The following is a 19173-nucleotide window of genomic DNA, read 5'->3' as shown; positions in this document are numbered from 1 at the left end:
CCCTGGGGGCGAAACCCCGTTTCCTGCCCTGCTCCGCAGGGGTCCGATTCCTCCCCGGCCTGAAGGCCGGGGCGTCCTCGGAGGCATTTGGTGAACACGTCCGTGAATCGGCGTGCGCCAGTGCCCCACCCCCGCCCTCGAACGCTAGGAACCCCCATGGCTCTCACCCAGCACGACATAGACCTGGAGATCGCGGCCGAACACGCCGCCTACGAGAAGCGGGTCGCCGACGGCGCACCCCTCGAGCACCACCCGCGCCGGGACTACGCCCCCTACCGTTCCTCCACGCTGCGCCACCCCAAGCAGCCGCCGATCACCGTCGACGTCACCAAGGACCCGGAACTGGTCGAGCTGTCCTCACCGGCCTTCGGCGAGCGCGACATCACCGAGATCGACAACGACCTCACCAGACACCACCGGGGAGAGCCGATCGGTGAGCGGATCACCGTCTCCGGGCGCCTGCTCGACCGGGACGGGCGTCCGGTGCGCGGCCAGCTCGTCGAGATCTGGCAGGCCAACTCGGCCGGCCGCTACGCCCACCAGCGAGAGCAGCACGACGCACCGCTGGACCCCAACTTCACCGGTGTGGGCCGCACGCTCTCCGACGCGGACGGCTTCTACCGCTTCACCACCGTCCAGCCGGGCCCGTACCCGTGGCGCAACCACGTGGGCGCCTGGCGCCCGGCCCACATCCACTTCTCGGTCTTCGGAACGGCGTTCACCCAGCGGCTGGTGACACAGATGTACTTCCCGAACGACCCGCTCTTCCCGTACGACCCGATCCTCCAGTCCGTGACGGACGACGCCGCCCGGCAGCGCCTGGTCGCCACCTACGACCACAGCCTGTCCGTGCCGGAGTTCTCGCTGGGCTACCACTGGGACATCGTGCTCGACGGCCCGAACGCCACCTGGATCGAAGAAGGACGCTGACCCACCATGACGAAGATCGACACAAGCAGCCCCGAGAGCGTGCTGCCGACACCGTCGCACACCGTCGGCCCCTTCTACGGCTACGCCCTGCCCTTCCCTGGGGGCTCGGACATCGCCCCGCTCGGGCACCGGGACCTGATCACCCTTCATGGGCATGTGTACGACGGCGAGGGCGAGCCGCTGCCCGACGCCTTCCTGGAGCTGTGGGGCCCCGACCCGGACGGCAAGGTGCCGCAGGTGGACGGCTCGATCCGGCGCGATCCCGCCACCGGCGGCTATCTGGGTCGCAACGGCGTGGAGTTCACCGGCTGGGGGCGCGTCCAGACGGACGCCAACGGCCACTGGTACGCCCGTACGCTCCGGCCCGGAGCACGCGGGCTGAGCGCGCCGTACATCAGCGTCTGCGTCTTCGCCCGGGGCCTGCTCATGCACCTGTTCACCCGGATCTACCTGCCGGTCGACGAGGCGGTGCTCGCCGCCGATCCGCTGCTGGGACAGCTGGAGGAGGACCGCCGCGACACGCTGATCGCCGTGGCCGAGGACAACGGCACCCACCGGTTCGACATCCGCCTTCAGGGCGAGGGCGAGACGGTCTTCCTGGAGTTCCAGTGACGCCGGGGCCCTTCGGCCGGGAGGTGCCCCCGGCAGAGCCCGACGCCGGTCTGCTCGCCCCCGGGTGGAGCGACTCCCCCGCCGCGTCCGCGACGAGCGACCTCGCCTATCTGCGGGCGATGCTCGACGCCGAGGCCGCGCTGACCCGGGCCCAGGCCGCGCTGGACCTGGCCCCGCGGGCTGCCGCGACGGCGGTGACCGAGGCGGCCCGTGCGGGCCGTTTCGACGTTCGCTCCCTCGCCCGGCGCGCCCGCGGCAGCGGAAACCCGGTCATCCCCCTGGTCGCCGATCTGACCGAGGCGGTCGGCACGGAGTACGGACGGTATGTCCACCGGGGCGCGACCAGCCAGGACATCATGGACACAGCGACGATACTGGTCGCCGTGCGCACCCTCGCCCCGGTTCTGTCCGACCTGGAACGTACGCAGCGGGCGCTGGCCCGGCTCGCCGCGGACCACCGGGACACCGTCATGCCCGGACGGACGCTCACCCAGCACGCCGTGCCCACCACGTTCGGGTTGAAGGCGGCGGGCTGGCGGGCGCTGGTGCTCGACGCACGGGACCGCGTACGGACCGTACGGGAGCAACTGCCCGCGCAACTGGGCGGCGCGGCAGGCACCTTGGCCGCGTTCACCGCGTACGGTGCCCGCGACCCCCGGGCACTCACCGCCGCCTACGCGCGGGAACTGGGTCTCGCCGAACCGGAGTTGCCCTGGCACACCCTGCGCACCCCGATCGCCGACCTCGCGGGCGGACTCGCCTTCACCGCCGGAGCGCTGGGCAAGATGGCCGCGGACGTGCTCACACTCTCCCGTACCGAGGTCGCCGAGGTCGCCGAAGGCGCCGGCGGCGGCTCCTCCGCGATGCCGCACAAGGCGAACCCCGTACGGGCGACGCTGATCGCGGCGGCCGCCCGGCGGGCCCCGCAACTCGCCGCCACCCTGTACGGATCCCTCGCCGCGGAGGACGAACGCCCTGCCGGGGCCTGGCACGCCGAGTGGGAGCCGCTGCGCGATCTGCTGCGGCTGGCCGGCGGTGCCGCGCGCGACGCCGTGGAACTCGCCGAGGGGCTGCGGGTGGACACGGACGCCATGCGCGCACACCTCGGCCTCACCCACGGGCTGATCGTCTCCGAGCGGCTGGCGGTGGAGCTGACCCCGGTGCTGGGCCGCGCCCGCGCCAAGGAGCTGCTCACCGAGGCTGCCCGGCGCGCCCGCGCCGAGGGCCGCCACCTCGCCGAAATCCTCGCCGAAGAAACGGAGTTGAAGGACCTCGACGTAGAGGTCCTGACCGATCCGGCCCGTTACACCGGGGCCGCCCCGGCCCTCACCGACCGTGCCCTGGAGCGCTCGTGACCGCCAAGCTTCCCTACCACCGCGCCGAGGGCGCGCCCACCGCTCCCCCGCTGCTCCTCGGACCGTCCCTGGGCACCTCCTGCGCCCTGTGGGACAAGGTCGCGCCCGAGTTGTCGGCCGACCACCGGGTAGTCCGCTGGGACCTGCCAGGCCACGGCGGTTCCGCCCCGGACCTCATCGGCCCGGGCGCCACCGTCGCCGATCTGGCCGCGCTGGTGCTGGCACTCGCCGACGCGCTCGGCGTGGACCGCTTCGCGTACGCCGGGGTGTCGCTCGGCGGAGCGGTGGGGCTGCACCTCGCCGTCCACCACCCCGAAAGGATCTCGTCGCTCGCCGTCGTCTGCTCCTCCGCACACTTCAACGGCGCAGGGCCGTGGCAGGAACGGGCCGCGCTGGTCCGCCGGGAGGGGATGGCGCCGGTGGCGGCGACCGCCGACGCACGCTGGTTCACGGCCGGGTTCACCGTGCCCCGACTCGTCCAGGACCACCGGGAGGCGGACCCCGCCGCGTACGCCGCCTGCTGCGACGCGCTCGCCGCGTTCGACATCCGTGACCGGCTGCCGTCGATCGCCGTGCCGACCCTGCTGATCGCGGGTCGCGAGGACCCGGCCACTCCCCCGGCGCATCTGCGGGAGATCGCGGACGCGGTGCCCGGCTCGGGCCTGGTGGAGATCCCGGGCGCCTCACACCTGGCACCGGCGCAGTGCCCGGAAGCCGTCCTCACGGCCCTGCGGGCGCACTTCTCCGGCACTCACCGGCGGGGCATGGCGGTGCGCCGCGAAGTCCTCGGCGACGCGCATGTGGAGCGGGCGCAGACGCGCCAGAGCCCCTTCACCGCCCGGTTCCAGGACTTCATCTCGCGCTACGCCTGGGGCGAGATCTGGACCGACCCCACGCTGTCCCGCCGCGAGCGCAGCATGATCACGCTGACGGCGCTCGTCGCGCACGGCCATCACGACGAGCTGGCCCTGCACGTCCGGGCGGCCAGACGCAACGGGCTCACTCCCGAGGAGATCGGCGCGGTGCTGCTGCATACGGCGGTGTACTGCGGCGTCCCGGCGGCGAACTCCGCCTTCGCGGTGGCGCAGCGGGTGCTCGCCGAGGAGGAAACCGCCCAAGGGTGACCCTGCTGGTCGTAGCTTCAGCAGCACCCCCATACCGCCCGGGCACGTGCCTAGGGTGGGGGCATGTCGACTGTTCTGATCACCGGCGCCACCTCCGGTCTCGGCCGCTACATCGCCTTTGAGCTGGCCCGCTCGGGACACCTGGTCCTCGCTCACGGGCGCGATGCGGGCCGCACCGACCAACTCGTCGCGGAGCTGCGCACCGAGGGCGAGGCCGAAGGGTTCGTCGCCGATCTGGCCTCGCTCGCCCAGGTGCGGCGGCTCGGCGAGGAGGTCGCCGCCGCACATCCCCGCCTCGACGTCCTGATCAACAACGCGGGTGTGGGCGGCGGTCCACGCGGGTCCGGCCGTGAGGTCAGCGCCGACGGGCACGAGCTCCGGCTCGCGGTCAACTATCTGGCGCCGGTCGCCCTCACCCGCGCCCTGCTGCCACAGCTGAAGGCGGGCGCTCCCGCCCGGATCGTCAACGTCGGCTCGGCGGGCCAGGAGCCCCTGGACTTCGACGACCCGGAGCTGACACGCGGCTACAGCGGCATGTCCGCGTACTGCCGCAGTAAGTTCGCCCTCGCGGCGCACACCTTCGCGCTGGCCGAGGAGCTCGGGGACAGCGGTGTCTCGGTGAACGTGCTGCACCCCGCCACCTACATGGACACCGCCATGGTCCGCGAGGGCGGCATCGCCCCGTGGAACACGGTGGCCGACGGCGCGCCCGGGGTGCTGGCCCTGGCGACCCGGGACCTGGGCACCGGCGGCTACTTCGACGGCACCCGTCCGGCACGGGCGCATGAGCAGGCGTACGACCGGGAGGTGCAGCGGCGCCTGGCGGCGGTCACCGGCCAACTGGTCGCGCTGTAACGGGACTTCAGCGCAACCCCCGGCCGTTGTCGAGCACCTCCTGCGCTCGGGCCGCCAGTCCGTCGGCCCCGCACGACCGCGCCAGCGTCAGACCCCGGCTCAGTTCTGCGACGGAGCGCGCCGCGATGCCGTACTCCACACGCGCCGCCGCGTGCTCATAGGCACAGGGCGAGGCCTCCAGGTAGGTCACCGCCTGGGCGTGCAGCGTGACGGAGCGCTGGCCCGTCTCCAGATCGGCGGCGACGCGCAGGGCCTCGCCGATCGCCGTGTCGGTGCCCAGCAGTTCGGCCTGACGGCGGACGGTCGCGGTCAGCTCGGCGGCACGGCGCGGGTCCTCGGTGGCCAGCGCGCGGGCGAGGTCGCCGGCCCAGGGCGCCAGCACGGTGTTGTGGCCGCGTCCGGCGCACGCCTTCTCGGCGGCCTCCAGTTCGTTGACGCCCTCCTTGGTCCGGCCGACGGCGATCAGCAGCCGGCCGCGCACGGACCGGGTGTCGGGCAGCAGGATCGTGGACGGATAGGGCGGTGCGAATCCGTACCGATCCGCGATCGACCAGGCCTCCTCGACATGCCCGCGGGCGAGCAGCGTGTCGACGAGTCCGCAGGTCGCGGACCAGTACAGGGGCAGCCCGCGCCCGACGCGCTCGGCCAGGCGCAGGGATTCGCGCAGGGAGGTCTCCGCGTCCCTGAGACGGCCCCGTCTGCGGTGGGCGAGTCCGACGTAGGCATGCGCGAGGGAGAGGTGGCCGCCGCTCCAGCCCGCGGACTCATAGGCGCGCAGGGCCTCGCTGAACAGGCTCTCGGCCCGGTCGAGGCGGTCCGTGTAGGCGTAGGCGCTGCCCAGCATCAGCAGCAGTTCGATGCCCCACTCGGTGTCGGTCCAGCCGAGTCCCGGGGCGAGGCGGCCGTTGACGAGGGCGCGGTCGCACAGGTCCACGACCTCCTCGGCGTTCTCGCCGTGGGTCATCGCGTCGAAGCCGCGCAGGATGAGCAGCGCGCGCTCGGAGTTGTCCCGCCCGGTGCAGGTGCGAGTCAGTTCGGCCAACTCCCGGGAGCGGGCCGGGGAGTCCTCCTCGGCCGCGTGGATCCCTTCCCACATGTAGTGGACGGCCTGCAGACGCATGCGTGAGGGGCCCGGTTCGAGCCGGGCGGCCTCGGCGTCGACGGTGCGGACGGCCTCGTTCAGCTGGTCGTTGTGCAGCAGGGCCTGGGAAAGCCGGTAGACGGCGCTCACCCGGTCCTCGCCCTCGAGGCCGGGCATCGCGAGCGCCGCCTGGAGGTAGTGGATGGTCGTGGCGGGCGAGGTCAGCAGCGTGGCGCAGCCCAGTTCGTAGAGGACGTGCGGGTGCACCTGGGGCAGCGGCGGCTCCACCAGGGCACGCTCCAGGCAGCGGCGGGCGGCCTCGGGCGCGCCGACCGCGAGGTGTTCACGGGCTGCCTCGCGCATCTGCTCGACGAGTTCCTCGTCGTCGTCCGGATGGACCTCGAGGAGATGGCGGGAGGCGGCCGCCGCGCCGAGCCCGGAGTCGGTGACGACCTGTGCGGCGATGCCGTGCATCGCGGTGCGCAGTCCGTCGGGGATCGAGCGGTAGACGGCGCTGGCGATCAGCGGATGAACGAACTCCAGCTCGCCGCCGTCCGCCTGACGGACCGCCGGGTCGGGCTCGCTGAGGATGCGGGCCGCGCTGAGGAGTTCGGCGCAGCGCCCCGCCTCCGTCGGGCTCATGGTGGCGAGCCGGGCCACCAGTTCCACGGTGATGCCGGTGCCCAGGATGGCCGCCGCCCAGGCGAACCGGGTGGCCTCGATACCGAGGCCTTCGAGTCGGGCCACGAGTCCGTGGCCCCGGGCCGAGCGGTTCAGGGCGCGCAGTTCTGCGGCGGAGGCCTCGACCGGTTCGAGCTGGCTGTCCTGCACCTTGGCGAGGAGTTCGACGGTCTCGTACGGGTTGCCGCCGGTCACGGCCCACACCTCGCGGCAGAACGGGGCGTCGGCGTGCGCACCGAGGGTGGCCCGGGTGAGTCCGGCGGCCGCTTCGGGGGTGAGCGCGGTCAGGGTGCGGACCGGGCGGCGCGCGGCCGCGGCGACCAGGTCCAGATGACGTGAGCCGTCACCGGCGACCTCGCCGGGGCGCAAAGCCACCACGACGAGCACGCGCAGTTCGTCGAGACGTTCGCAGAAGGCGGCCAGCCAGTGCAGGGTCTCCTGGTCGGCCCAGTGCGCGTCGTCGACGATCAGGACCAGCGGCCACTCTCGTTTGGCGAGCCGGGAGACGGCCGCGACCAGGCCGTCGCACACGCCCTGCGGGTCGGCCTGGCGGTCACCGGGTTCGGCTATCCCGAGGGCCGGGCCCGCGACGTCGTACCAGTCACCGAGGTACTCGCGCGCCTCCTCCGGCATCAGTGACAGAAGCGCGGGCTGGAGCAACTGCCGTACGACATTGAAGGGGACGGACGTGACGGTCTCGCCGCCGCGTGCCGACCAGACCGTGCAGCCGCGCCTTTCCGCGATACGGCGCGTCTCCGCGAGGATCGCCGTCTTGCCGATGCCCGCCTCCCCGTCGAACACCAGCAGGCTCCCCGACTCCGTGGGCGCGGCGTCGTCACGAAGCGCGTCGATCGCCTCGGTGACGACGGCGAGTTCCGCGTCGCGTTCCCACAGGGAAGCCGTGGCGGCCCCGCCGGGCCGTGCCTCCGTCATCCCGGTACCTCCCCAGGTCGCCCAAACGACGTACAGGCATTGAGCCTAGTCGCCCCCGGGCCCAGGCGGAGGCAGGTCGGAGCACCTGTTGCCGTCATGGGTGACGCGAGATGTCCCGGGGCGACGCGACGGCCCGCCGACCAGCCGTGGTGAAAGTAAATGTCAGTAAAGCCCCCTGGAAATGAAGCAAACTTTCCGGGGTCACGGGGGCTCGTGGGGTGTCGCGGCCGGGGCTCTCATCCCTCTTTCACGCATGGCTTCTACGGTGGAGCCATGACGCAGGTGACTCCTCCCGGGTGGTACCCCGACCCGGGGCAGACAAGTGACGGGCCCGCCACCGAGCGCTGGTGGGACGGCAGGGCATGGACGGATCGGACCCGCCCCGCGGAGCCGGCCGCAGCGTGGGGTCCACCGGCGCAGCCGCAGGCCGGCGCAGCCGGGCGAACCGAGCCGTACGCTCTCGTCCCCTATCCGGGAGCCCCGCCGGCCCCGTCGCGGCGCGGCGTGCGCACCGGGCTGGCCGTCGCGGTGGCGGTACTGGTCCTCGCGGGAATCGGCGGTGGCGTCTACACGCTCACCGCGAACGACGGCAACGGCGGCAACTCCGCGCGCGCTCAGGGCCCCGGCGGCTCCGGCGACCAGGGGGGTCAGGGCGACCAGGGCGGTCAAGGGGGCCAGGGCGATGGTCCCTTCGGCGGCCAGAACGGCGGTCCCTTCGGCGGCCAGGGCGGACCCGGCGGTTCGGACGGTGCGACTCCCGCACCCGGTCAGTCCGGTCAGCCGCGGACCGAGGACGGGTACGCCACCGACCCGTTCAACGGCATCAGCATCCCGGTGCCCGACGGCTGGAGCGGCGGAACCATCGAGGGCGGGGCCGCGATCCAGTCGAAGGTCGAGTACCAGTGCCCGGGTGACACGTCGCAGAGCTGCAACACCGGTGGGGCGTACTCGGCGTCCGCCCGGGCCCAGGGTCTGACCGCCGGCACGGCGGAGGCGGCGGCGAAGCAGGACATAGCCAAGAACGCTCAGGAATCGTACGGTTCGTCCTACGGCGGGATCACCTCGCACGAGGTGCTGGCCTCCAAGGCGGTGACCGTGGCCGGGCAGCAGGGCTACATGGTCCGCTGGAAGGCGATCACCAGCAAGGGCGCCGACGGCTATGTCGAGTCGCTGGTCTTCCCCTCGCCCGCGGGCACCGGCCGGCTCGTGGTCGTCCGCTTCGGCATCGACGTCGGGGCGAACGCGCCGAAGCCCTCAGTGCTGGACCGGATCACCGCGGGGATCAAGGCCGCGTCGAGCGGCAACGGACAGAGCGCCTAACCGCCGTCGCCCGGGCCCGGCCGAAAAGATGCGGCCGGGCGGGGCTCCTCTCCGCTCCAGAGGAATCCCACCCGGCCAGGTGCGCGCCGCCCCCGTCCCCACGGTGCGGCGCGAGCGGGCCGCCGTCCTGTCATCCCTCGGACGGCGGCCCGGGTCTCATGTCAGTCCGAGCATCGGCAGCAGCACGGACTCGACGAAACGCACGAGGTAGTCCTCGTCCGCGTACCGCCCCTCGAGAAGCGGACGGACTCGCAGGACGCCCAGCAGCTGTGCGGGGACGTACGGGAGTGCCGGGTGGTCGGCGGGCACCTCTCCGCGCTCCACGCCGCGCCGGACGATCTCCTGCAGTGCCTTGATCTCGGGCTCGATCAGGGCTTCGCGCAGCGCCTTCGCCAGTTCCTTGTCCTGCATGACGGCGTGGCCGAGGGCCTGGAACAGCCTGGTGTCGCGCGCGGACCAGTCGGCCGCGGCCCGGGCGGCGGCCCGCAGGTCCCCGGCGAGCGAACCGGTGTCGACGCCGATGAACCGCGGACAGCCGTTGGCCCTGATCGCCGCCGCCACGAACTGGGGCTTGGTCTTCCACTGCCGGTACAACGTGGACTTGCTGCAGCGGGCGCTGGCGGCGACGCCCTCCATGGTGACCGCCTCATAGCCGCACTCGCGGATCTGGTCGAGCACGGCGTCGAAGAACTCCTGCTCCCGCTCGGCCGTGAGCTTGGAGCGGCGCGAGGCGGCAACCGTCTCCTGCGACGTCATGGCTTCGCTCCTCGGTCGTGGCCCCGGCCCGTGGGCCGCTTCACACCAGTATATCGATACGTCAGTGTACCGGTACGCGAGCGTATCGGTACACTGACGTATCGATGAGCCTTGGACAGGACCCACTCGTCTGTCGAGTGGACCCTTTCCTGGGCTCACCACGCACCACCCCACGCACGTCAGCAAAGGGGCCGGGGGATGGATTCCCGTACCGAGCCTGAAAGAGGAGAGGCGGCCGCGATACACCGGCCGTCTCTCACCCGCGAGCTCCTGCTGGTCGCAGGTCTCTTCCTCGTCTACAAATTCGGCCGGCAGCTCGCGAACGGTCACACCGCCGAGGCCTTCCGCAACGCACACCGGGTCTGGGACTGGGAGCGCTCCCTCCATCTGCCGGGCGAGGGCGCCGTGCAGTCCGCGCTGCTGCACGGCACCGCCCTCGTCCGCACGGCGAACATCTACTACGTCGCCGTCCACTTCACGGCCACCATCGCCTTCCTGGTCTGGCTCTACATACGGCGCCCCGACCACTACCTGTGGGCCCGCCGGGCCCTCGCCCTGCTCACCGGCGCCGCGCTGGTGCTGCATCTCACATTTCCGCTCGCGCCGCCGCGGATGCTCGACGTGGCCCACCTGGTGGACACCGGTCAGACGTACGGGCCCACGGTGTACGGGGCCAGGCCCGCGACCGACTCGATGGCCAACCAGTTCGCCGCCATGCCCTCGCTGCACTTCGGCTGGGCGCTGATGGTCGCGATCGGCCTGATCGCGGCGACCCGGTCGCGGTGGCGGTGGCTGTGGCTGCTGCATCCCCTGCTGACCCTCACCGTGATCGTCGGCACGGCCAACCACTACTGGCTGGACGCAATCGTCGCCGCCCTCCTGCTCTGCGTGGCACTGGCCCTGGTTCACGCGCCGTCGCCGGCCTCCCGGGGCAAGGCCACTCCGGTGGCGGGGCACGTGCCGTGGCCGAGGCGGGCCCAACCCGCGAGGGCGAACCGCTCCGCACTGGTGGGAGCCGGCCGATGAGCGCCACAGCCCTCGCCGTCGTCCTGTCACTGGTCTCCGCGGTCGCGTACGCGGCCGCGGCGGTGGCCCAGGAGCGGCTCGCGGCCCGGACATCAGGCACCGGTGTGCTGCGACTGCTGACGCACGGCGCCTGGTGGTGGTCGGTCGTCCTGAACGCCTCCGCCGCGCTGCTGCACGTCGCCGCCCTCAAGTTCGGCACGCTGACCCTGGTGCAGCCGCTCGGCGCGCTCACGCTGGTGGCGGCAGTACCGCTCGGGGCGCGAGCGGCCGGACGCCGGGTCAGCCCCGTGGAGTGGCGGGGCACGGTCCTCACGCTGCTGGGTCTGAGCGCGCTGCTGGTGACCGCCTCCGGACCGGAGCCCGACCACATACTGAGCCTTCCGCAGGCGCTGGCCGTGGCCGGTGCCACCACCGCGGCGATCGGAGTGCTGTCCGCTCCACGCTCCGCGGGCGCCCGCCCAGGCCTGCGGCACGCGACCTCGTCCGGCCTCGCCTCCGGGGTGGCCTCGGCGCTCACCCAGACGGTGACGGTGGCGGCCACGGACCGTTCGGGACCGCTGCTGGACACGCAGGTCGTGGTGGTGGCGCTGCTGGTGGCGGCGTTCGCGACGGCCGGTCTGCTGCTGTCGCAGGCGGCGTACCGCGACGGCCTCGGCGCACCGCTCGCGGTGGTGACCCTCGCCAACCCGGTCGCCGCTGCGGTGATCGGCCTCTCTCTGCTGGGCGAGCGCCTCCAGGGCGGCGCGGCGGGTCTGCTCCTCGCGGCCGCCGGGGCGGCGCTGGCCTCCTGGGGTGTGGTGACGCTGTCGCGGTCGGCGCCCACGCTCGTCCCGCCTCCGGCGGGCGGCGGCCAGGCGGTCGTGCCGGTCCTCGAACTGAAACCCCGGCCGGTGCCCTACGAGCCGACGTTGCTGCCCCAGCAGCCGGCGTCGGCACCGCCGGAGCACCTCACGGCACTTTGAACGAACGGACGGCGGCCGGCGCGTGGATGCACGCGCCGGCCGCCGTCTTCGTTCTGCGGAGTCCCGACGAGGCTCAGCCGAAGCCCCGGGAGTCCTGCTTGAGCGCCGTGTCCACGGTCAGCGCCGTGGCCACGACTTGGCTCAGCAGCGGCTCGGGCAGCTGGTAGTGGATCTGCAGGACGTAGTTGTCCGCGGTCGTGAACATCGTCTTCGCCAGGCCCTCCCAGGTCTTCGTGATCCGGGCGACCTCGTTCTCGGCGTGGTCGACGATGGCGAAGTTCCAGGCGCGCCAGTTCTCCGCCTTGATCGCGCCGACCTTCTGGCCGTTCACGTTCATCGCGAAGTTGATCTTGCCGATCATGTTCTGCTGCACGATCTCGCCCACGGGCTGTCCGTCCGGACGCTCCACAACGACCCGCGACTTGAAGAACTTCGCAGGCCGGATCAGCACCAGCTGCGGCTGCCCGTGGGCGTCGCGGATCTCCAGTTTGTGCGTCAGGAACTGGTCGACGCTGGAGACAAAGCGCAGCACCTTCTTCAGCGCGCTCTGCCCGACCTCGGTGACCGAACCGATCTGATTGCCGTGCTGGTCGAAGACGCTGTACTCGTTCGTCAGCTCGATCAGCTTGGCCTTCTGGTTCACGACCAGCACCGGTTCGGTGAACAGCGTGCCGCCGCCGGCACCGCTCGGGGCGACACCCGCCTGCTGCTGCACCTGACGCTGGACGCGCGGATCGGGCCCCGCCGCCTGCTGTCCGTACGCCTGCTGCGGCTGGCCGCCGGGCATCCCCTGCTGCGGCACCTGGGCCGAAGCCTGGCCCTGCTGGTCCGCGTGGGTGTGCTCGGTCCACTGGGCGCCGTCCCAGTACCGCAGGGTGCGGGGCGCGCCGTGCGGGTCCGGGTACCAGCCTGCAGGAGTGTTCGATTGCGTGGTCACCGGGGCACACTATCCCGACCGCACCGGTGTCTGGCCAGCCCTCGTGATGCGGGACTCACCGCCCGTAGGGCTTCGCTCGGCAGGCGTGCCGAGCGGCCGGTGCCGGGGCCGTCGCCGGCCCCGGCACCGTGGACCGTCTGAGCAGAGGTCACTTCGTGACGATCGCCGGGTCGCTCACGCCTGGCCGGCCGTTCTCGACGTGTCCCGCGAGCCGCCGCAGGAAGGACGGGCCGGCGTCGGAGGTCACAGTGAGGTCGTACCACCGCTTGCTCGCGCCCAGGTCGACGGTGTACCGGACGGTGGCACCGCTGCGGACCGTGACCGTCTTGGCGGCACCGCCGTAGGCGCTGGTGACCTTGAGCTTGACCGTACCGGAGCCCTTGTTGGTGAAGGTCAGCTCGACGTCGTCGCCGGTGGGCCGCGCGGTGACCTCGGGTCCGGCCTGCTTGCCGGGGCCCTTGAAGACGCGCAGGAAGCCGTTCGGGCCGTGCACGGTCAGGTCGTACGAGCCGTTCGAGTACACCGAGTTCCAGGTGTCCGACACGGTCTTGCCGGCCTCGGTGGTGTAGGTCCAGGGGCCGTCGGTGCGGTTGCCGGAGGTGACGAGGAAGGCGGCACCGGCGTGCGCGCCGGAGGCGAAGGTGAGCGTGAACGTACCGGCCGAGGCGTCCACCGAACCGTTCACGGCGGGCACGTACTTCAGCGGGCGGGTGGGCCGCAGACCGCGCTCCTGCTTGGGCAGGGCGGGGTTGGCGGGCGGGGTCGGCACGAAGTCGGGGTGGCGGTCGCGGTCCGGCGGCTCGTAGCCGTCGGTGGCCGGGAGCGACACCGGCTTGGCGTCCTGGTGCGAGAAGTCGAACGCGGAGGTCAGGTCGCCGCAGACCGAGCGCCGCCAGGGCGAGATGTTCGGCTCGTACACGCCGAAGCGGCTCTCCATGAACCGGACGATGGACGTGTGGTCGAAGGTCTCGGAGCAGACGTAGCCGCCCTTGCTCCAAGGCGAGATCACGAGCATGGGCACGCGCTGGCCGAGGCCGTACGGACCGGCGACATGGCCGGCGTCGCCCTTGAGGAGGTCCGGGCCGGCGTCGACCGTGGTCTTGCCCTGCGCGGCGGAGGCCGGCGGGAACGGCGGGACCAGGTGGTCGAAGAAGCCGTCGTTCTCGTCGTAGGTGATGAACAGGGCCGTCTTCGCCCACACCTTCGGGTCGGAGGTGAGCGCGTCGAGGACCTGGGAGACGTACCAGGCGCCGTAGTTCGCGGGCCAGTTGGGGTGCTCGGTGAAGGCCTCGGGGGCGACGATCCAGGAGATCTGCGGCAGCTTGCCGCCCTTGACGTCCGCCTTGAGCTGGTCGAAGAAGCCCTCGCCCTTGCGGGCGTCGGTGCCGGTGCGGGCCTTGTCGTAGAGCGGGTCGCCGGGCTGCGCGTTCTGGTACTGCTTGAAGTAGAGCAGCGAGTTGTCGCCGTAGTTGCCGCGGTAGGCGTCCGGGATCCAGCCCCAGGAGCCGTTCGCGTCCAGGCCGTCGCCGACGTCCTGGTAGATCTTCCAGGAGACCCCGGCCTTCTCCAGGCGCTCGGGGTAGGTGGTCCAGCTGTAACCGGCCTCGTCGTTGCCGAGGACCGGACCGCCGCCCTTGCCGTCGTTGCCCGTGTAACCCGTCCACATGTAGTAGCGGTTCGGGTCGGTGGAGCCGATGAACGAGCAGTGGTACGCGTCGCAGATGGTGAACGCGTCGGCGAGTGCGTAGTGGAAGGGTATGTCCTTGCGCGTCAGGTACGCCATCGTCGTCGAGGACTTGGCGGGCACCCACTTGTCGTACTTGCCCCCGTTGAAGGCGGCGTGGCCGTCGTTCCAGCCGTGCGGGAGGTCCTGGATGAACGCCAGGCCCAGGTCGTCGGCCTCGGGGCGGAAGGGGAGGACGTCCTTCGTGCCGTCCGACTGGTGCCAGACCGACTTGCCGCTCTGGAGGGTCACCGGGTGCGGGTCGCCGAACCCGCGCACACCTCTGAGCGTGCCGAAGTAGTGGTCGAAAGAACGGTTCTCCTGCATCAGGACGACGATGTGCTCGACATCCTCGATGGTGCCCGAGCGGTGGTGCGCGGGAAGGGCAGCAGCACGCTCGATGCTGCTGGAAAGCGCGGTGAAAGCGGCAGTACCGCCCGCGAGTTGGAGGAATCGGCGCCGATTGACTTCGGACATGACTGCGGGACCTCTCATCCTGGGTGCGGATGGCCGGAACATGAGGAAACGTGCGCGCAGCGAGTGTTCCAAGGGCAACGAACGTCAAGGAAGGGTCCGATGGCGCCAACGTGAAGGTCGCCGGTACATGCGGCTATTCTGTGCGCAGCAGAGGCGACCAACACGACACTGAACCGCAGGTCTTCGAGATGGATGCACCTTCAAGGACAGCGACTTGTCCGGAGAGGTGATCGCCCTTGCACTCGCGATGCTTCCGTCGGCGGCGCCAATAGGGAGATGCCGCAATCGGCTTGCCCGGACGGTCCCCGGGCAGCGGACGGGCTCCCTCGACGGAAGCCGCCTTACCCGGCTCGCGACGCCCCCGGCCGGGAGCCGGCACGGCACGACCCTGTCGGGCGAAACACCGCCTCACCGAGACGTTCCGGCACGGCGCTCGGCGCGGAGGACGCGCCGCCACCAGGGCCGTTCGTCGTCCAGGCCGCGGCCGGGTCGGTTCACGCTCGCGAGTGCAAGAGCCCGGTACCTCGGGCGATCGGCGCGGGGTCCGTTGGAAGCGGTCGAGGCGGCCGCGGTGAAGAGGTCCGCGCGGTCGAGGTCGGCCAGAAGCCGTTCAAGGTCGGTCACCAGAGCTCCGTACACGTGCCAGGCTCCCGGCTTCACGAGCGAACCCTGCGCGATCAGGCCGGTCATGGTCTGATGCCAGGCCCCGGCCTCCTCCAGAGCTCCGCGCAACCGCTCACGGGCGGCGCGCCCACCGGTGGCGGCGCCCTCCTCCGCTCCGACGAACGACCGCACGGCCTGTCCCGCCGCATCCAGGGTCGACGCGTAGCGGTCCAGGAACAATTGGCCCAGGCCGTGTTCGGTGTGGTGGTCGTCGACACTGTCGGCCAGCGTCCGGGCGATGCCGCGGACCGCGAACGAGACCCGATGCAGGGCGGTCAACGCTTCGCAGTGCGAGGACGGAGCCGGGGCGGCGTGCGCGCTGAAGCGTGCGTTCCAGCGCAGGCTCTCTTCACCCCGGCGCACATCCTCCTGCGCCTGCACCACTACCTCTTCCAGGCGCCGTCCCTGCGCGAGCCAGACGTGTGCGCGGTGGACGTGCTGTCGTTGCCGCAGCCCGTGCCCCATGTCCTCCAACAGTGATCCCATGGCCGTGGCCAGGTTGTGCACGGAGGCGTGGGAGGTGCCCAGGTGCAGCGGTGGCAGGATCAGGGCGTTCACTGCGATCCCCACGGCTGCTCCGGTCAGGGTCACCATCGCCAGCCCGACGACCTGACCCACCGTGGAGGCTGCGGCCGCAGTCAGAGTGAGGACGGCTGTCGAGGCGATCTGCAGCCGGTTGTCCGACCGGCCGCGGCCACCGGCGATCAGGGCGATCATGAGGATCGCCACGACCACCCCTGCGGTGAAGCTGAACAGCCAGGCAACGGTCGCGGCCAGCGAAAGCCCCGCCGCGCGGATGGCCACACGGCGCACGGCCTCGGTCACCGAACGGTAGACCGTCGGGGCGTTGACCATGAGCAGTGCGGTGGCCACCGCCAGGTACTGCTGCTGCGAGGGCAGCCACCACGTGGCGACCTCCCAGGAGAGCAGCGCCGCGATCAGGCCCTTGACGGCCCGCACCACCGCAGTTGTCGCCCGCCAGGGACACGGCATCCGGACGGCCCTCAACCGGCGCAGCACCGTGCCGGGTGCCTTCGCCAGGCGGCTGGGAACGGTCGAGTCCTGCCCTGCGGTGACGCCGGAACCCCCTCTCGGATGCGAATTCGTCACCACGCGGCGCCCTCCGCCCACCGCGCTGTGGTGCCGCCTGAGCAGCGAAGAGTGCCGCATGCAGACGTGAACACGCTGGTGACACGAACGGCCCGCTCCGGCAAACGGCGGTCGAGGCGTACCGGGCAGCCAGGCGACGGGTCGCCGTGGACGACCACCACGCGGACGCTCGGCCGCCCGGCGCCGGAGGGGACGTTCAAGGCGGTGCGACGGCCCGCGCGGCCGTCGCACACGGCGCCGATGACCGGCTCGCCGACGTCTCGGGGCGCTTGGACGGCGCTCCGGCTCCGGTCTTGCGGAGTTGGCCGTCCGGCGCCGCGCGTTGCCGAAACCGAGCACTGGAGCGGTCCGGTGCGTGGACGGTCGACCCGGCCGGGGCAGTCGATGCCCCGACGGGCGATGGCTTCGGGGCATCCATCGACGTCGCCTGCGCCGATACCCGCCGCAGGCGAGGGAGTCGCGTCCAAAACCCTGCCCGGGCCGCCGTCGCTGCGGATGTCATCCAGGGTCATGTCCACCTCTCTCCATGGCCTGGGGCCGCAGGGAGCAGATCGCGAGCCCCGGCAGAACACCGGGTGCGGGCGGAACGAGCCTGAACGTCACGCGGTCCCGGCGGATGCCAATGGCCCTCGACGGGGATCGACTCACTCCGACGTGGCGCGTGATTCGCCGTCGAAGCGCCGGCAGAGCCGAACACCGTGGCCTCGGGCAGGTCCACTGCACGGCGCGGATCCCAGGAGTACGGCAGCTGCCTCGGCGACGATCCCTCACAGTGGCACCGCCGTCCTGCGCCTACGCCGCACCCGCCGTGCGCTGGTGCCGGGGCGGGTGGGTGATGTCGTAGGAGATGCGGCCGGCGGGCAGGTAGAACAGGGCGATCAGAGCGCCGCCACGGACCTCGGGATAGTGGTGACTGCCCGGTCCCGGAGCGGTCCAGCCCGCCCCCTGCCACCCACCGGGACCCATCAGCTGGGCATTGCGGTCGACCGGCACCACCACATTGATCTCACCGTAGGGATGAGCGTGGTACTGACCCCGATAAGGAGAGGCACTGTTCATGTACACCGCCGTGACACTGAAGTACGACGTCTCCTGCGAAGGCGGCGCGATCAGACTGCGCCGGTAGTCCGGACCGTCGACCTCGACGTTCGCGGCCCACCCCTCCTCCACGCCCAACCTGACCAGACGTGCCAGATCCCGGTACAACTCACTGTCCGGACCATAGGTGTCGTTCAACCACCCCTCCAGGTCACTGCCCGAGGTCTGATTCCTGACCTCCCGCAGAAACGGAATGCTGCGCTCGACAAGCTCCCGTCGGTAATCCATCGTCCGTCCTCCTCCACGGCTGTAGCGGTCGGATACGTCTCGCCGACCGATCCGATGGCAAGGGGCGACCATTGCGTCGCCTCTCGAGAGTCACCGTCCCATTAGGTTTCGTTATAGTCAATAGCTGTAACGTAAATCGCGGGCCTGGCGCCCCTGAACTGCCACTTCCGGCCGGCGTGCGCTCCTCCGCTCGGGCCATCGTGGCCATGAACACCGGGAGCGCGCTCGTTGCCGATCGGCACCACGGCGGTGGAGACGGCTCGTACGGAAGCCGGAACCGCGACGGCAACCACGGCGAGCGCGAGTACAGGTACGGGAATCACGGCCGTCCTCGACGGGGCGGACGCCACCATGATCGCCCGCGCGGTGCCGCACGGACTGATCGCTGCCGGAGGCGGCGTCGGCTTCCGTGTCCCCGCGCACCGGTCCGCGCTGGGCCGGGTCCTCCTCGCCCACCGGGACACCCAGGAGGACGCCACCAGTACGACGCCCCCGCCGGGCGGAACCGTTCTGGACTCCAAGGTGGCCGCGGGGATTCGCGAGGAGGGCTACTGCTACGTCGCCAACGAGGTCCAGGCGGGGTTCCATTCGGTCGCGGTACCGATCCGACGCTGGGACGGCCGGGTGATCGCGGCCATGAACGTCGGCTGCCCCCTGGAGCAGATACCACGGGAAGAGATGACCGGGACGGTCCTCGGCACCCTCCAGGAGCACGCGGAGTGCCTCCGCGCCCAGCTCGTCTGACGAGCCCAGCCGCGGACGCGGTCGGCGCGGGCCGCCGGGCCCGCCCGAGCGCTCCCGCGGTTCCACGAAGCCTGGGCAGGCAGCCGCGAACACGCCACTCATGGATCGTCGCCCAACGCAGCTGGTCGGGCAGTGAGGCCGCTCTTGAACGCGGAGGTCATCCGGACGACCCGCTCCCGCTCGACCCTGTGGTGCGCAGCATCGCGGGTCCGGTCACCGAGCCGGGCGTCCCCGGGCAGCGATGCGGGAGCTGCCGTGCGGGCTGCTGTCACCGAACCTGACCGGGTCGGTGCAGCCGCTGGAGACGGTCGGACACCGCCACTTCCGAACGTGCTCGGCCGGCACGGGCCGATGCCGCCGCAAACGGGGTCACCCGCCCGGGGCTGTCCTGGTCACCGGGCGGGTGAGCTTTTCGTCGAGTGTTGTCATGGCCCTGGTCCCAGCCCGAGAGCAGAGCGACTGGACAACCGTTCCTAGTCAGTGAGCAGGAGTGAGTCTTGTACCCAGTCCTGGTCAACTGGCGCATCCCGAACGGTGGTGGATGCACTGGTCTCCCGC

At 71.6% G+C, this 19173-nt stretch carries 15 protein-coding genes; 9 read left to right on the top strand and 6 right to left on the bottom strand.

The window, feature by feature from the left end; genetic code table 11:
• The first annotated feature begins 156 nt into the window (after positions 1 to 156).
• The 5 genes from pcaH to ACWDA7_RS38350 all read left to right on the top strand — a co-directional run bounded on the left by pcaH (position 157) and on the right by ACWDA7_RS38350 (position 4876).
• Entirely contained in the window at positions 157 to 930 is a 774-nt protein-coding gene (pcaH, locus tag ACWDA7_RS38370; protein ID WP_450610797.1) for a protocatechuate 3,4-dioxygenase subunit beta, read from the top strand.
• A 6-nt stretch (positions 931 to 936) separates the two neighbouring features.
• The gene (gene pcaG, locus ACWDA7_RS38365; protein ID WP_450610795.1) at positions 937 to 1542 is read left to right on the top strand and encodes a protocatechuate 3,4-dioxygenase subunit alpha; all 606 of its coding nucleotides are present in this window, start codon (positions 937 to 939) and stop codon (positions 1540 to 1542) included.
• Positions 1539 to 2897 (top strand): 3-carboxy-cis,cis-muconate cycloisomerase, encoded by a 1359-nt coding sequence (gene pcaB / locus ACWDA7_RS38360; protein ID WP_450610793.1) that lies wholly within the window; start codon positions 1539 to 1541, stop codon positions 2895 to 2897. Before pcaG ends, pcaB begins: the two co-directional genes overlap by 4 nt.
• Positions 2894 to 4021, top strand: a complete 1128-nt coding sequence (gene pcaDC, locus ACWDA7_RS38355) for a bifunctional 3-oxoadipate enol-lactonase/4-carboxymuconolactone decarboxylase PcaDC (RefSeq protein ID WP_450610791.1) — start codon at positions 2894 to 2896, stop codon at positions 4019 to 4021. The genes pcaB and pcaDC overlap by 4 nt, the downstream gene beginning before the upstream one ends.
• 63 nt (positions 4022 to 4084) lie before the next feature.
• On the top strand, positions 4085 to 4876 hold the full coding sequence (locus ACWDA7_RS38350; protein WP_450610789.1) for an SDR family NAD(P)-dependent oxidoreductase: 792 nt from the start codon (positions 4085 to 4087) through the stop codon (positions 4874 to 4876).
• 7 nt (positions 4877 to 4883) lie between these two features.
• Here the strand turns inward: ACWDA7_RS38350 and ACWDA7_RS38345 are convergent, their stop codons facing one another.
• On the bottom strand, positions 4884 to 7571 hold the full coding sequence (locus tag ACWDA7_RS38345; protein WP_450610787.1) for an ATP-binding protein: 2688 nt from the start codon (positions 7569 to 7571) through the stop codon (positions 4884 to 4886).
• Positions 7572 to 7844: 273 nt separating this feature from the next.
• Here ACWDA7_RS38345 and ACWDA7_RS38340 point away from each other — a divergent pair, with 273 nt between their 5' ends.
• Positions 7845 to 8891 carry a DUF2510 domain-containing protein gene (locus tag ACWDA7_RS38340; RefSeq protein WP_450610785.1) on the top strand — a complete coding sequence of 349 codons (1047 nt, stop codon included), beginning with the start codon at positions 7845 to 7847 and terminating at the stop codon, positions 8889 to 8891.
• A gap of 156 nt (positions 8892 to 9047) precedes the next feature.
• Here the strand turns inward: ACWDA7_RS38340 and ACWDA7_RS38335 are convergent, their stop codons facing one another.
• Positions 9048 to 9647, bottom strand: coding sequence for a TetR/AcrR family transcriptional regulator (locus ACWDA7_RS38335; RefSeq protein WP_450610783.1), 600 nt, complete (start codon positions 9645 to 9647; stop codon positions 9048 to 9050).
• Between the two features lie 198 nt (positions 9648 to 9845).
• Between ACWDA7_RS38335 and ACWDA7_RS38330 the strand changes: the two genes are divergently transcribed.
• Positions 9846 to 10673: a phosphatase PAP2 family protein gene (locus ACWDA7_RS38330; RefSeq protein ID WP_450610781.1), complete on the top strand. Its 828-nt coding sequence runs from the start codon at positions 9846 to 9848 to the stop codon at positions 10671 to 10673.
• Positions 10670 to 11635: a DMT family transporter gene (locus tag ACWDA7_RS38325; protein ID WP_450610779.1), complete on the top strand. Its 966-nt coding sequence runs from the start codon at positions 10670 to 10672 to the stop codon at positions 11633 to 11635. The genes ACWDA7_RS38330 and ACWDA7_RS38325 overlap by 4 nt, the downstream gene beginning before the upstream one ends.
• A 73-nt stretch (positions 11636 to 11708) precedes the next feature.
• Here the strand turns inward: ACWDA7_RS38325 and ACWDA7_RS38320 are convergent, their stop codons facing one another.
• From ACWDA7_RS38320 to ACWDA7_RS38305, 4 genes are all read right to left on the bottom strand, one after another.
• Entirely contained in the window at positions 11709 to 12572 is an 864-nt protein-coding gene (locus ACWDA7_RS38320; RefSeq protein WP_450610777.1) for a phospholipid scramblase-related protein, read from the bottom strand.
• A 148-nt stretch (positions 12573 to 12720) separates the two neighbouring features.
• On the bottom strand, positions 12721 to 14772 hold the full coding sequence (locus ACWDA7_RS38315) for a phosphocholine-specific phospholipase C (protein ID WP_450610775.1): 2052 nt from the start codon (positions 14770 to 14772) through the stop codon (positions 12721 to 12723).
• 408 nt (positions 14773 to 15180) lie between these two features.
• Positions 15181 to 16545, bottom strand: coding sequence for an FUSC family protein (locus ACWDA7_RS38310; RefSeq protein WP_450610773.1), 1365 nt, complete (start codon positions 16543 to 16545; stop codon positions 15181 to 15183).
• A 792-nt stretch (positions 16546 to 17337) separates the two neighbouring features.
• Positions 17338 to 17871 carry a DUF4863 family protein gene (locus tag ACWDA7_RS38305; RefSeq protein WP_450610771.1) on the bottom strand — a complete coding sequence of 178 codons (534 nt, stop codon included), beginning with the start codon at positions 17869 to 17871 and terminating at the stop codon, positions 17338 to 17340.
• A 228-nt stretch (positions 17872 to 18099) separates the two neighbouring features.
• Between ACWDA7_RS38305 and ACWDA7_RS38300 the strand changes: the two genes are divergently transcribed.
• Positions 18100 to 18615 carry an IclR family transcriptional regulator domain-containing protein gene (locus ACWDA7_RS38300; protein ID WP_450610769.1) on the top strand — a complete coding sequence of 172 codons (516 nt, stop codon included), beginning with the start codon at positions 18100 to 18102 and terminating at the stop codon, positions 18613 to 18615.
• The last annotated feature ends 558 nt before the right edge of the window (positions 18616 to 19173 follow it).

Source organism: Streptomyces sp. NPDC001156, assembly GCF_053598275.1.
Note: the sequence above shows the minus strand (reverse complement) of the source record. Positions and strands in the feature narration are given on the sequence as shown.